Source organism: Halomonas sp. AOP25-F1-15, from assembly GCF_052378675.1.
GTDB classification, from domain to species: Bacteria; Pseudomonadota; Gammaproteobacteria; order Pseudomonadales; family Halomonadaceae; genus Vreelandella; species Vreelandella casei.
Genome location: NZ_JBQSXV010000004.1, coordinates 1 through 16,088, shown reverse-complemented (window position 1 = coordinate 16,088; position 16,088 = coordinate 1). Strand labels below are relative to the sequence as shown.

The 16,088-nt window shown below is 57.9% G+C and carries 3 protein-coding genes; all 3 read left to right on the top strand.

Annotated features, from left to right (window positions below; translation table 11 throughout):
• Window positions 1–12: 12 nt before the first annotated feature.
• Complete coding sequence (locus ACT3TF_RS08435; protein WP_444672032.1) at window positions 13–1,014, top strand: TauD/TfdA family dioxygenase; 1,002 nt, start codon at window positions 13–15, stop codon at window positions 1,012–1,014.
• 45 nt (window positions 1,015–1,059) lie between these two features.
• Window positions 1,060–10,926 carry an amino acid adenylation domain-containing protein gene (locus tag ACT3TF_RS08430; RefSeq protein WP_444672031.1) on the top strand — a complete coding sequence of 3,289 codons (9,867 nt, stop codon included), beginning with the start codon at window positions 1,060–1,062 and terminating at the stop codon, window positions 10,924–10,926.
• The coding region (locus ACT3TF_RS08425; RefSeq protein ID WP_444672030.1) for an amino acid adenylation domain-containing protein at window positions 10,923–16,088 on the top strand (5,166 nt) is incomplete at its 3' end. The genes ACT3TF_RS08430 and ACT3TF_RS08425, both read left to right, overlap by 4 nt.

Genomic DNA, 16,088 nt, shown 5'->3' with positions numbered 1-16,088 from the left:
AGGAGATCAATAATGGACAGCCAAAGCACAGTGCCAACGCAACAAACCAACGCCATATCCAAACGTCAGGGGCCAGCTGATTCGGAGCTGCCCATTATGATTTCCCCAGCCTACCCAGGGCAGCCGCTGCTGGAAGCCTTCGGCGATTTGCGTGCGGATATTGAGTCACTGTTGACCAGAGTGGGTGGCGTGCTGCTAAGAGGTTTTGATGTTCCCTCCGTTGACGATTTTCAGCAGTTTGCCGCCGCCTTTGGCCATCCGCTGCTGAGTTACGAGTTCGCTTCAACACCACGCTCAGCGGTGTCATCGGGCATTTATACCTCCACGGAATACCCCGCCCATCAACATATTCCCCTCCACAACGAGCAGGCCTATACCCGTGAGTGGCCGATGAAAATCTGGTTCCACTGTGTCACCGCTTCATCCGAGGGCGGTGAAACTCCGATAGCCGATAGCCGCGCTATTTACCGCCGTATGCCCGCAGAGATCCGCGAGCGCTTTGCCCCCGGCATTCTCTACGTGCGCAACTACGGCGATTTCGATATGCCTTGGGAAAAGGTGTTTAACACCGAAGACCGCGCCGAAGTGGAGGCATTCTGCCAGCGCGCGGGGATTCGCTGTGAGTGGAAACCCGATGGCGACCTGCGTACTACCCAGCTATGCCAAAGCATAGAGACCCATCCGGTCACTGGTGAGCAGGTGTGGTTTAACCAGGGCCACCTTTTCCATGTCTCCAACTTACAGCCTGAAGTACGTGAGTCGCTAGAAGAGCTGCTCGACCCCGAAGACATGCCGCGCAACGTCTTCTTTGCCGATGGCAGCCCCATTGACGATGCCATTTTCGACGAGATACGCGGCGTCCTGGCCGACGAAACGGTGATGTTCCCCTGGCAGGCGGGCGATGTGTTGATGCTCGACAATATGTTGGTCGCCCACGCACGCACGCCGTTTAAAGGGTCGCGCAAAGTCGTCGTCGCCATGGCGGAAGGCCACGGCAACCTCTCCAACGACTGAACATAACGCCTCATCCCACGGCCAGGAGCCCCAGCAGGTACGCATATGAATATTAGGCACGCCCAGACAAGTAACAGCAATCCGTCCCGCAACGATGTTTCGCAAAGCTGTGCTGCTGACAGCTTCGTCGAGCATTTAAGTCGCTTAGCTCGTGAAAGGCCCAGCGACCGTGCGTTGATTGTGGTAAACGCTCAAGGTGAAATCACCCTTGATTACGCCACTCTGGAGCGGCGTTCGCGTGCCCTGGCCAGCGAGCTCCAGCAGCGGTTCCCAGCGGGTGAGCGTGCTTTGATCCTGCTGGATAACGACGAGCACTACGTGGTGGCATTCTTCGCCTGCCTGTATGCCGGAGTGATTGCGGTACCGGTCTTCCCGCCGGAATCAGCTAAACAGCAGCATCTGGAACGTTTGTTCGCTATCGCCACTGACTCCCAGGCCGTCTGTGTGCTTACCTCTACGACGATTATTGATGTGGTCGCATCGGCCAGCAAGGGATTCGGTAGCGCCGAACTGATCTCCGTGGATGCCGTAGATGAGAACCGCTCTGAATACTGGGTCGAACATCGCCCCAAGCGCGATGATATCGCCTTTTTGCAGTACACCTCAGGCTCCACGGCCACGCCCAAAGGCGTCATGGTCAGCCATGGCAACCTGATGGCCAACGAGCGTGCTATCGAGACAGGCTTCTCGGTTGGTGCTGATGATGTCTTCGTTAGCTGGCTGCCGCTTTACCACGATATGGGCCTGATTGGCGGCCTGCTGCAGCCTATCTATCGCGGTATCCCCGCGGTATTGATGAGCCCCACTTTCTTTTTACAGCGGCCGGTACGCTGGCTGGAAGCTATCTCCCGCCACCGGGGTACCATCAGTGGTGGCCCCGATTTCTCCTACCGGCTGTGCCTTGATCGTATTCGCGACGAGCAGATTGAGACGCTCGATTTATCCAGCTGGCGGGTCGCGTTCTCAGGCGCCGAGCCGGTACGCCACGCAACCCTCACTGGCTTTATTGAACGCTTCCGCCCGGCGGGCTTTGCCGCTGACACCGCAGCACCCTGTTATGGCTTGGCCGAAGCGACGCTATTGGTTAGCTGTAATTCACGCGGTACAGGCGTGGTGGGCACGGCTTTTTCTCAACAGTCGATGGCCGAGGGAAAGGCTGCCTCAGCGGTTGAAGGCAACACCCTGGTGGGCTGCGGTACACCGGAACCCGGTCACGCTATCGATATTGTCGATCCTGAGGGGCTTCACTCGCTTCCCAGTGGTGAAGTCGGCGAGATCTGGGTCAATGGGCCCAGCGTGGCGCACGGGTATTGGCAGAACCCAGAAGCAACAGCTCAAGCCTTTGTTGCCCGCGATGGGGGCAGTTGGCAGCTCACCGATGATACTGATGCACAGAACCACGACGCTCGCGATGATCGCTGGCTGCGCACTGGCGATCTAGGCTTTCTGCACGAAGGGCAGCTGTATATCGCCGGGCGTATTAAAGACCTGATCATTCTGCGCGGCCATAACGTCTACCCCCAGGATATCGAGAGCGCTGTCGAAGCTGAAGTGGAAGCAGTACGCAAAGGGCGCGTGACGGCCTTTGCCGTGACCACTCCTGAAGGCGCTGAAGGAATCGGCGTGGCGGCAGAGGTCTCACGTGGTATGCAGAAGCTCGTAACCGCCGAGAAGTTGATCGAAGCACTCAGTGAGGCGGTAGGATCCGCCTGCCATGAACCGCTTTCTGTCGCGCTACTACTCAACCCCGGCGGTCTTCCCAAAACCTCCAGCGGTAAATTGCAGCGCAGCACCTGCCGCCAAGGCTGGGAGGCGGGTAGCCTGGATGCCTACGCCATTCACGCCTTTGGGCGTTTTGTCAGTGGTGGTGACGCTGAGGGCGGAGGAACGTCATCGCAATCTACGGCGGAAGCTGGGAGCGAAACGGAGCAGACGTTGGCGAAGCTCTGGTGGCAAGTGCTGGGCAATGACGACACCCAGTCGCAGAGTCAACCGCTAAGCAGCGACGCTCACTTCTTCGCCAGCGGTGGTAATTCTTTGGCGGCGGTGCGCTTAGCCGCTGCCATCAGTGATCAATGGGGCGTCGAGCTACCGCTGCACTCGCTGTTCGAACAACCGCGCTTGTCTGCCATGGCCAAAGCTATCGAAGCATGCCTGGCGGCATCATTGGATCAACGGGTGCTGGTCATCCCACGCCTTGAAGATGCTCAACGTCAAGGCGATATACCATTGTCAGAAGGGCAGCGTAGCCTATGGCTGACGTGGCAACTCGACCCCCAGAGCGCTGGCTACAATATGGCTGGTGCGCTGCACCTCAAGGGAGTATTGAATCTATCAGCGCTCGAAACAGCGCTGGCGGCACTGGTGCAGCGTCATGATGTTTTACGGACTTACTACCCCTTGAGTGAGGCGGGAGACCCTGTTCAGCGGCTAGCGCAGGGCTGGAGTCCTGAGCTGATCTGTAACGAGATGCCCGGCGATACCGTGGTTGAACAAGAGCAGGCACTGCATGACGCACTCACTCAACTGGCGCGGCAGCCTTTTGACCTGGATCAGGCTCCTCCCTTAACCGTCGCCCTCTACTGCTTGTCCACGGAGCACCATGTGTTAGCTGTCGTGCAGCACCACATTGCTGGCGATGGGTGGTCAGTACAGGTGCTCATCGATGATCTATGCGCACTTTATGAAGGCGCCTGCACACAGCGAGAAGTCAAACTTGCACCACTGCCAATACAGTTCGCAGATTATGCGGTTTGGCAGCAGCGTCAGCAGGATAGCAGTGAACGACATAGTAGTGAGCAACATAGTAGTGAGCGGCAGGGCCAACTTGCTCACTGGTGTGAACGCCTCGCCGGGGATCATCCCCCGCTAGCGTTGCCCTTGGATCGCCCACGCCACGCGATGTCTGCACCGAGCGAAGGCCAGCTGCGCTTTACGCTTCCGGGTGAGTTGAGCGAGCAGCTACGTAGCCTAGCTCGTGAACGAAGCGTTTCGCTCTATGCTGTGATCTTGGCACTACTAAAGCTAACACTGTATCGCTTTAGCGGTGAGACAGATATCAAGGTAGGGGCGCCGATTGCCAATCGGCATAAAGCCGAGCTTCAGGGCTTAATTGGGTACCTTATCAATGTCGTAGTGCTGCGGACTCAGGTTGATCCCACTGAAAACTTCGAACAGCTGCTTGAGGAAGTGAACGCCACCCTGATAGATGCACAACTGCATCAGGATGTCCCCTTCGATCAGTTGGTGGAGGCGCTACAGCTCGAACGGCAACTGGGAGTACATCCCCTGTTTCAGGTGAAGTGTACTCAGCAGGAAATGTGGCAGGCGGAGCGTCACGTGGCTGGCTTGGCCATTCAAGCCGAGCAGGTATTCACGGGCATTGCTCACTTCGATCTGAGTCTCGATTTTTGCGATGAGCCCGAGGGAGTAGCAGGTCTATTTGCTTACTCCGCAGAGCTCTTCGATGCCACTACGATCGAGCGTTTCTGTCAGGCATTCCGATGCCTGGCCGAGCAGGTCGTCGCTGATCCGCGGTCTCACACGGCGATGCTGGCGCTACCCGAGCCTATCTCCGTGCTGGAAGGCAACCAAAGCGAATGTCTTGCTCAGGATATCCCCACTCTGCTGTCGAAAGCGGTGGCAGCTAATGCTGATGCGTTAGCCGTAGACGATGGGCAATACCGCTATACCTACGCTAGCCTGGATGCTCAGGCCCAAAAGCTAGCGGCAGAGTTAATCGCACAGGGCGTTGGCCCCGAGGTACGTGTTGCCATTCAGGCTGAGCGCTCGTGCGAGTACGTACTCGGTATCCTCGCCGTACTTAAAGCGGGCGGGGCGTTTGTACCGCTGGATCCGCAACTGCCGCGCGAGCGCTTGGCCTATCAACTGGCTGATAGTGGCGCTTGCTTACTACTGAGCAGTACGCCTTGCGGCTGGAGTGATGACGTTCCGGTAATGGAGCTGGCGTTTATCGACGATATTCCGGCTGCCGTAGAGCACGAACTGCCCGTCATCCATCCCCAGCAGACTGCCTATGTGATCTATACCTCTGGCTCCACGGGCAAGCCTAAAGGGGTGGCGGTGAGTCACGGTGCTCTGGCCAATTACGTTCAGGGCGTTCTGGAAGCGTTGGCGCTATCAGATGGTGTCCGCAATATGGCGATGGTGTCGACGGTAGCGGCGGATCTGGGCCATACCGTGCTGTTTGGTGCCTTGTGCACCGGGCGTACCTTGCATCTTATTTCCCCCGAGTGCGCCTTCGACCCGGATGCCTTTGCGGCTTATATGCGGGAACAGCAGGTGGATGTGCTGAAGATAGTGCCTAGCCACCTGCGGGCACTGCTGAGTGCGGCAACCCCGGCTGACGTGCTTCCCCACAAGCGCCTGATCCTGGGCGGCGAAGCGACCGACTGGGCGCTACTGGCGCGTATCGCCGAGCTGAAGCCAACCTGCCAGGTGCTCAATCACTACGGCCCTACGGAAACCACGGTAGGTATTCTCACTCAGCAAGCCGACATGGCCGATCGTGGTGCCAGCACACTGCCGATTGGTACGCCGCTGGCCAATGCTCAGGCCTATGTGCTCGACCCCTGGCTTAATCCGGTGCCGAAGGGCGTTGCCGGTGAGCTCTACTTGGGTGGCCCGGGGCTGGCTCAAGGCTATCAACAGCGGCTGGGGCAAACGGCGGAACGTTTCGTTGCAAGCCCCTTCCATGCGGGGGAGCGGCTCTATCGCAGCGGTGACCGCGTGCGCCAACTGGCCGACGGTAGCCTGGGGTTCCTTGGCCGCGTGGATGATCAGGTCAAGATTCGCGGCTATCGGGTGGAGCCGAGCGAAATCGCTGCCCTGTTGCGCGATCAATCGTGTGTCGCGGAGGCTGAGGTGATTGCGCGGGATAACGAGGAAGGTCGCGCCCAACTGTATGTCTACGTGGTGATGGCAGCCGGAAGCGACGTCGATGATGCCGCGTTACTCACGCAACTAGGCGAGCGCGTGCCGGACTATATGGTACCCAGCGCCATGGTACGGCTGGATGCCTTGCCGCTAACCGCCAATGGCAAGCTGGATCGCAAGGCGCTGCCCGAGCCAGAGCAAGACGGTAGTGGCAAAGCCTTCGAGGCGCCCCAGGGAGAAGCAGAGGAAACGTTGGCAGCGGTTTGGGCCGATGTCATTGGCTGCGAGCAGGTGGGGCGTAACGATAACTTCTTCGAGCTGGGTGGTGACTCCATCCTCAGCTTGCAGATCGTCGCGCGCTCGCGCAAGCGTGGCTACAAGGTAACGCCCAAGCAGTTGATGGAAGGGCAGACCGTGGCCGCCGTGGCAGCGATGGCCATGCCCCTGGTGGCGGCCGCCCCTAAACAGTTGGTTGCGCCCGATAAGGTGGCTCCCTTCGCACTGCTGCCGGTACAGCGCTGGTTCTTCGAGCAGAACTTTGCCGAGCCACACCACTGGAATCAGTCGTTGATGCTGGAGGCGGACAGTGGTGTTGATGCCGCGCGGCTAAGGCGCGCCATTGAGGCAGTGGTCGATCACCATGGCGGCTTGCGGCTGCGCTTTGAACGCGTTGGCGATAGCTGGCAACAAGCCTATGGCACGCTAGCCGACGATCTCTTCGAGCACGTGGATGTAAGCGATCATGCGGATCCGGCGCAGGCCATCACCCAGGCCGCCGATGCTGCGCAACGCAGTCTGAGTTTGGCGCGGCCGTTCCGCGCCATCTGGATGGAACTGGGAGGCGAGCACGGCGGGCGACTGCTGCTAGTGGCTCACCATCTGGTGGTAGACGGCGTCTCGTGGCGCGTGATTCTCGATGACCTGCAAACGGCCTACACGCAGTTAAGTTCAGCAAAGGCGCTCGACCTGCCACCCGCCACCACCTCGCTAGATGAGTGGGCGCGCACCCTGGTCGACTACGCCTCATCGCAGGCGTTGGCTGAGCAACGCCCCTATTGGGAAAGCCTCGTCACAGCGCCAGAGCCCAGCCTACCGGCACAGAATCCCCAGGGCAGCAACATCGTTGCCGATACCGAATCACTTGCAGGCAGCTTGTCTACTGAGGCAACCACGCAACTGCTGGGGCCGGTGCATAAAGCCTATCGCACCCAGGTGGATGATTTACTTCTCACGGCACTGTCGGGCGCCCTGTGCCAATGGGCGGAGCGAGACAGCGTACTGATCGAACTGGAAGGCCATGGTCGCGAAGACTTGTTCGGTAATCTCGACCTCAGCCGCAGCGTGGGTTGGTTCACCTCGCTGTATCCGGTTCGCCTGACGCCGGGTAATGCGGAACCAGGGTCGAGCCTAAAAGCCATCAAAGAGCAACTACGCCAAGTGCCTGACAAGGGGCTTGGCTACGGCGTGCTGCGCTATTTGAAAGAAGAACCCGCGCTGGTCGGTGGCGCCTACCCCCAGGTCACTTTCAATTATTTAGGCCAGTTTGATCGCTCCCTGCAGGGCGATGCGGTTTGGCAGCTAGCCAAAGAGAGCGCCGGGCAGCCCCGCGCGCCTCAAAGCGAGCGCCGTACCTGGGTTGAGGTAGTGGCCTGGATTCAGAAGGGCCAACTGCACTTCGACTGGCATTACAGTCGTGAGATTCATCGCGAGGCAGCGATGCATGCCTTGCAGGCAAGTTTCCAAGCGCAGCTAGAGGCATTGATTGAGCACTGTGCTAGTGGCGTTCGCGGCGCTACGCCATCGGACTTTCCGCTGGCTGTGCTGAGTCAAGTCCAGTTGGACGGCTTGCCTATTGCCACCGGTCAACTGGCGGATATCTATCCGCTGTCACCACTCCAGCAGGGCATGCTGTTCCACAGCCTCTACGATGACCAAGGTGTGGCCTACCTCAACCAGTTGCAGGTGGAAATTAGCCACCTGGATGTCGAACGCTTCCGGTGCGCCTGGCAAAACGTACTCGTACGTCATGAGATATTGCGCAGCGGTTTCCTGGAGCCTGCTGGAACGCCGCTGCAGTGGGTAGCGCGCGCCGTCGAGCTGCCGTGGTTCGAAGCGGATTGGCGCGAACGAGCGGATCTGTCAGGTGCGCTGGAGAAGCTGGCCGAGGAGCAACGGGCGCCATTCGATCTGACAGCGCCGCCGCTGATGCGTTTGGCGCTGGTGAAAGTCGCAGATACCCGACACTGCTTTATCTGGACGCGCCACCATCTGCTGCTGGATGGTTGGAGTACCTCGCAACTGGTGGGTGAGGTACTGCGCTGTTACGCCGGGGAGGTCCTGCTACCTGCAGAAGGGCGCTATCGCGACTACATCGCTTGGCTACAGCGCCGTGACGCTAAGGCCAGTGAAACCTACTGGCGTGACCAATTACAGCATCTCGATGCGCCTACGCACCTCGTCAGCGCCATGCCTAGACCCCATGAAGCGCAAGCTGGGCATCAAGAGATCACCCTGTCACTGAATAGCACGACCACTCAGCGATTGGAGAACTTCGCCAAAGCGACGCGCATAACGCTCAATACGCTAATGCAAGGCGCCTGGTCGCTGCTGGTGGCACGTTATACAGGGCAAGATGACATCTGCTTTGGCGCGACCGTGGCCGGGCGACCTGCGGAGCTAACGTCGGCAGAGCAGTTGATCGGCCCCTTCATCAATACCTTGCCGGTGATTGTCTCACTGGATCCCTCGCTGAGCGTCGATAAGTGGTTGCGCCAGTTGCAGGAACAAAACGTGACGAGTCGCGAACATGAGCATACGCCTCTCTACGACATCCAGCGCTGGGCGGGGCAGGGTGGCCAGTCATTGTTCGATAGTTTGCTGGTGTTCGAGAACTATCCCGTGGATGCAGCATTGCATCAGAACCTGCCGGGCGAGCTGACGTTCGGCGAGGTGGTTAACCGTGAGCAAACCAATTACCCCATAACACTGGCCGTTTTCCAGAAGGAAACCTTAGAACTTTGCTGCAGCTATTCACGATCAAAGCTAGACGATTCTGCTGCCGCGATGTTGCTTCAACATCTGGTGAGAGCGCTTGAGCAGTTGAGCGATTCGGCTACTCAACGAGTTGGGGGAATCGAGTGGTTAAGTGATGAGGAGCGGCAGCAAATCGAGGCCTGGAGCGTCAATGGCGAGCACTATGCCAAAGCCGATCCGATCCACCGTCTAATTGAACAGCGTGTCGAGATAACCCCTGAGGCCACGGCACTAGTCTTCGATGATCAGTCACTCAGCTACGCCGAACTCAATACTTGCGCCAACCGTCTGGCCCACTATCTGATCGGCCTAGGCGTAAAACCTGAGACGCGGGTGGGTATCGCTGTTGAGCGCTCTGTCGAGATGGTGGTGGGGCTGCTGGCTATCCTCAAGGCGGGGGGCGCCTATGTGCCGTTGGATCCGGAGTATCCCGCCGAGCGGCTGGCCTATATGGTCGAGGACAGCGGTATCGAGTTGCTGCTTACCCAGCAGCATCTATGCGATACGTTGCCGGTGGCTGATGGGTTGAGCGTCATTGAGCTGGATCGGTTGGATGTTACTCACCATGCGCCGACCAATCCGAACGTGGCCCTGCACAGCGAACATCTCGCCTATGTGATTTACACCTCGGGTTCTACCGGGCGACCCAAGGGGGCGGCCAACCGCCACCACGCGTTTACTAACCGCCTACAGTGGATGCAAGAAGCTTACGGCCTGACGGCTGACGATGCGGTGTTGCAGAAGACGCCATTCAGTTTCGATGTTTCTGTGTGGGAGTTCTTCTGGCCGCTGATGCAGGGGGCGCGGCTGGTGATGGCGCCACCAGGTGCCCATCGCGAACCGGCACAGCTGGTCGAGCTAATCCGTAGCCACAAGATCACCACGCTGCACTTCGTACCTTCAATGCTGCAGGCCTTCCTGGCGCATGGCGAGGTAGAAGCCTGTACCAGCCTGACGCGCTTGGTGTGTAGCGGCGAAGCGCTACCTGCTGAATTGCAGAACCAAGTCTTTGCTCGGCTGCCTCACACGGCACTCTACAACCTCTATGGCCCCACCGAAGCGGCCATTGATGTCACTCACTGGGCCTGCCAAGACGATGGGCGCAACCACGTAGCGATCGGCCAGCCAATCGCCGGTATCCGCACCTACGTGCTGGATGGAGATCTTAACTTAGCGCCACCGGGTGTTGCGGGGGAGCTCTATCTCGGAGGCATTGGGTTGGCACGCGGCTATCTGCACCGCCCTGACCTTACCGCAGAACGTTTTATCGCCGATCCATTTGCGCAGGGCGAATGTCTCTACCGCACCGGCGACCTAGTGCGCTGGCGAGAAGATGGTCAGCTCGAATACCTGGGCCGCCTCGATCACCAGGTGAAGATCCGCGGCCTGCGTATCGAGCTTGGCGAGGTCGAAGCCGAACTACTCTCTCAGTCGGAGGTTCGCGAGGCAGTAGTGGTCGCTCAAGAAGGCCCCGGTGGTTCTAGGCTGGTGGCCTATGTGGTGCCCCAGGCCGAGAGTGAATTCGACACCAGCTCACTACGTGAGACGCTGGGACAGCGACTGCCGGACTATATGGTGCCGGGCGTCGTGGCCATGCTCGAAGCGCTGCCGCTGAATGCCAATGGCAAAGTAGACCGCAAAGCCCTACCCGAGCCAGATTTGGCCAGTGGCTCGCAGTACGAGCCGCCTCAAGGCGAGGTGGAAGAAGCGCTGGCGGAGATCTGGTCTGAAATTTTGAGCGTAGAGCGTGTCGGTCGTCACGATAATTTCTTCGAGCTGGGGGGGCACTCGCTACTTGCTGTGCAAATGGTGGCTCGCGTTCAAGCTGATATGCAAGTTGAACTCAAAATATCTGCAGTATTTAAACACCCCCTACTTCGCGACTTAGCAGAATGTATTGCCGTACTAAACAGCGAATACTCCTTTGAGCAGTCGCTCTCCGATATTGATTCCTTCATCGACAGCATGGATACCGTTCAATGAGTCACATCGATACCCGTCGTATTGCGGAGCGCTTCATCGGATTGTCAGCCGAACAACGCCGTGTGGTTTATGACAAAATTCGTACTCAAGGGTTGGGCATCGGCCAGTTCCCTATTCTTAAGCGCCCTGATTCTCAATTGAGTACTTGCTCACCCTCCTATGCGCAACTGCGCCAATGGTTTCTTTGGCGTTTGGATCCCGAAAGCAGCGCTTACCATATCACTGGTGCTCTTACTCTTAAGGGCTTGCTGGATACTGACGCATTGTGGGGTAGCTTCACCGCCTTAATATCTCGTCATGAGGCATTGCGCACGGTGTTCCGTGACAATGGTGACGGCGAGGTAATTCAAGTTATACGGGCTGATAGCAACTTCGCATTGCATGAGGTCGACCTAGGCCATATGCCGATGGTTGAGCGCGAAGCGGCAGTAGAGAGTCAGGTTGATCAGCTTTGCAATTCCCCTTTCGACCTGGAACAGGGGCCGTTGTTGCGGGTGGGGCTACTACACTTAGCAGAAGAGAAGCACTTGCTGGTGGTGGTAATGCACCACATCGTCTCCGATGGTTGGTCGATGCAATTGATCATTGATGAATTTGCTGCAGGCTACTCATATAGAGTGACAGGAGAGGATTGGCAGCCGTCAGCTCTGCCGACTCAGTATGCCGACTATGCGCTATGGCAGCGCCAGTGGATGGAGGCGGGTGAGAAAGAGCGTCAACTGTCCTATTGGCAGGTGGAGCTGGGCGATGAACACCCTATATTGCAACTGCCGACCGATCATCCTCGTCGCAACGATGGCCACTATCACGCTGCACGCCACCATATGGTTCTCTCAGAGCCACTGGTAAGCAGGCTACGCATGCAAACCCACGCTCAGGGTGCCACCCTGTTTATGGCACTATTGACAGGCTTCCAGGCGTTGCTGCATCGCTATACCGGGCAGGAAGATATCCGGGTTGGGGTGCCTATCGCTAACCGCCATCGCACGGAAACCCAAGGCGTGGTGGGGTTTTTCGTTAATACTCAGGTACTGCGTAACCAATTGAATAGTCGCCTGAGCTTGACCGAGGCGTTGCAACAGAGCAAACGTGCGGCGTTGGGCGCACAAGAGCATCAGGATCTCCCTTTTGAGCAGTTAGTAGAAGTGCTGCAGCCGGAACGCAGTATGAGCCAGACGCCACTATTTCAGGTGATGTTTAACCACCAGCGGCAGGATCATAGCGCGTTGCAGACACTACCAGGACTGGAACTGAGCAGTTGGCCACTAGATAAGGGCGAGGCGCAGTTCGAGCTGACGCTAAATGTGGTGGAGCGCGCGGATGGCTGCTTAGAAACAAACTTCGTTTATGCAGAAGAGTTGTTCGACTCAACGACCATTGAACGCCTAGCGCATCACTATGCCGCTATTATAGAGGCTTTTGCAGAACCGTCAGAGCGAGCGCTGGGCGATATTGAGTTGCTTGATAAAGGCGAGCACCTTCAGTTACAGGACTGGGGTAAAAGCTCTCAACGGTATCCCCATGCATCGCCTATCCACCACCTAATTGAACACCAGGCTGCGGTAACCCCAGAGGCCACGGCGCTAGTATTTGAGGAGCAGTCTCTCAGCTACGCAGAACTCAACGCTCGTGCCAACCATCTGGCTCACTATCTGATTGATTTAGGCGTAAAACTCGAAACCCGAGTGGGTATTGCCGTTGAGCGCTCCATCGAGATGGTGGTGGGGCTGTTGGGTATTCTCAAGGCGGGTGGCGCCTATGTGCCACTGGATCCGGATTACCCTGCCGAACGACTCGCTTATATGGTCGAGGACAGCGGCATTGAGCTGTTACTTACCCAGTCGGGGCTAACGACGAAACTCCCGCAACGCGAATGGCTAACTAATGTCGCGTTGGATAGCCTGGACGTCACCGAGCGACCGGTGCACGACCCAGGTATAGCGCTGAGTGGTGACAACCTCGCCTATATTATTTATACCTCAGGCTCTACCGGCCAGCCTAAAGGCGTGCAGCTGTGTCACGCCAATGTGACGCGATTACTTGACGCTACGGCGAGTTGGTTCGATTTTTCTGAGCAAGACACCTGGACACTGTTTCACTCCTACGCCTTCGACTTCTCGGTGTGGGAGATATTCGGTGCCCTATGCACGGGCGGCAAGTTGGTCGTGGTGCCGTTCTGGATCAGCCGATCCCCCGAAGAGTTTCTAGAGCTACTCTGCCGGGAGCAAGTGACGGTACTGAACCAGACGCCATCTGCCTTCCGTCAATTAATCAACGTGCCCGGTATCGAGATACGCAAGGATCTCGCACTGAAGGTCGTCATTTTCGGCGGCGAAGCCCTGGAGCCTGCAATGTTGCGGCCATGGATTGAGTTCTTCGGCGATACGCACCCGCGCCTTATCAATATGTATGGCATCACCGAAACGACGGTTCACGTGACCTATCGCCCGATCACCGCCACGGATCTGCAGGGGCAATGCAGTCCGGTGGGTGTCGCTATACCCGACCTCGGTATCGAAGTGCTGGATAACGACCTTAATCGCGTGCCGATCGGCGTTGTCGGCGAACTCTACGTGTCGGGCGCAGGACTTTCCCGTGGCTATCTCAAGCGCGCCTGGTTGAGTGCCGAACGCTTTGTTGCCAACCCTTTCGATAGTGGCGGTGGGCGGTTATATCGCACCGGCGACCTGGGGCGCTGGCGTGATGACGGCCAGCTCGAGTATCTGGGGCGTGGTGACCAGCAGGTCAAGATCCGTGGCTTCCGTATCGAACTCGGCGAAATCGAGGCCTGCCTGTTGGCTCAGCCGGAAATTCGTGATGCTGTGGTCGTGGTATGTTCAGGGCCGGGAGGCGACCGGCTGGTGGGGTATATGGTCGAGGCCGTGGCTGACGTCGATCCTCAGGTACTGCGCAAACGGCTGAGCCATCATCTCCCCGACCATATGATACCCAGCTCACTGGTCGCCATGGGCGCTCTGCCGTTAACCGCCAATGGCAAGCTTGATCGTGCTGCGCTGCCCGATCCCGACATTGGCACCGGGAATGGCGAGTTCGAGGCACCGTGCGGCAAGTGGGAGGTTGGTCTGGCAGCACTCTGGGGTGAGGTGCTGGAAGTTGAGCGGGTCGGCCGTCACGATAATTTCTTCGAGTTAGGCGGGCATTCGTTGCTCGCATTGCGGCTGATTGCGCGATTGCGCGAACGCGGTCGCGATATTGCCATCCGTGCGTTATTCGAACATCCGCGTCTAAGCGATTTCGCGCAGGTGCTAGAAGCGGCGAACGACCTGCATAAAGTGGAGGTTCCACCTAACCTCATTCCTGAGCGCTGCGATACTCTCGAGCCCTGGATGCTCCCCCTGGTATCGCTCAACCGGGAGTCAATCGCGCGCATTGAATCGACGGTGCCGGGTGGTGGTGCCAACATCCAGGACATTTATCCTGTGGCGCCGCTACAGGAGGGCATCCTCTTCCATCACCGGCTGAACGTCGAGCGTGATGCTTACATCACTTCCTATGCCATACGTTTCGACGACCGTGCTCGCATGGCGAGTTTCATCAATGGTTTTAACCAAGTAATGGTGCGTCACGACATTCTGCGCACTGCTTTTTTCTGGGAAGCACTTGAGGAACCGGTACAGGTTGTTATCCGCCAAGCACCGCTGCTGGTGGAGTGGATCGGGAAGGCATCCGACGATGGCATTGAAAGCTCGATGCTGTCTCCACTGGCACGTCTGCGTCACGCCGCCACCCCCGGTCGTTGCCTGATTGATGCACGCCAGGCGCCCTTGATGCGAGCCATGGCTATCGAGGACACGACCGATGATAGTTGTCTGCTGCAGTTACTTATCCATCACTTAATCGATGACAACATGACCGTCAAGCAGGCTGTCAAAGAGATCGCTCTGATCGAGCAGGGGCGTTCCGCAGAGTTGCCCGAGCCCGTGCCGTTTCGCAATTTCATCGCTCAGGCTCGCTTGAGTGTGTCCGATAGCGAGCACAAAACCTACTTCCACCAGCGCCTTGGCGATCTTGACGAGGGTACGCTGCCCTTCGGTCTCGACGATGTTATGGGTAACGGTGATGACATCGACGAGCAGCGCATGGTAGTGGGCGGCGAGCTGGCAGCGGCGATTCGCGATCACGCTCGGCGCCACGGCGTCAGTGCGGCGGCCTTCTTCCATCTCGCCTGGTCGCTGGTCATTGCCAAAGCCACCGGCAAGGACGATGTGGTTTTTGGCACGGTACTTTCCGGACGTATGCAAGGCATCGAAGGCGCTGAGCGAGCGCTAGGGGTATTTATTAATACGCTGCCGTTGCGCATTACACTGGGTTCCCAAGTTGTCGATGAATGCTTACGGCAAACTCATGATGCTCTCTCTGAGCTGCTGCACCATGAACATGCCAGTCTTAGCCTAGCGCAGCGTTGCAGTGGCTTACCTGGCGGCGCTCCGTTGTTCTCGAGCTTGCTGAACTACCGCCAGGCTGTGCCTCAACGGGGCGAGAGTGTCGCTCCTACTTGGGAGGGGATAGAGACTCTAGGCGGTCAAGAGCGCACCAACTACCCAATCACTATGGCGGTAGATGACCTGGGGGAGGGGTTCCAACTGGTAGGGCAGGTAAGTCGCACGATTGGTGCGCAGCGACTGTGTGATTACATGAGAGCTGCTGTGGCTGGCATAGTAGATAGCTTGCAAAATGCATCTAAGCAAGCGGTCAGCGAGATTAGTCTGCTAGGAAAAAATGAGCAGCAGTTGTTGAGCCAGTGGGGGGAGAATGCGCAACAGTATTCAGGCTCTTCTCCAGTCCATCATCTGGTTGAGCAACAGGCGGCGGCAACCCCAGAAACCACAGCACTCGTATTTGAAGATCAGTCACTTAGCTACGCCGAGCTTAACACCTGTGCCAATCGCTTGGCCCACTATCTGATCGGGTTAGGCGTAACACCCGAAACCCGAGTGGGTATTGCCGTGGAGCGCTCCATCGAGATGGTGGTAGGGCTGCTGGCTATTCTCAAAGCGGGTGGTGCTTATGTGCCACTAGATCCCGATTATCCGAGTGATCGATTGGCCTATATGGTCGAAGACAGCGGCATCGAGTTGCTGCTTACCCAGCAGCAACTTCGCGATGCGTTGCCGGTGTCCGATGGGCTAAACGTTGTTGAG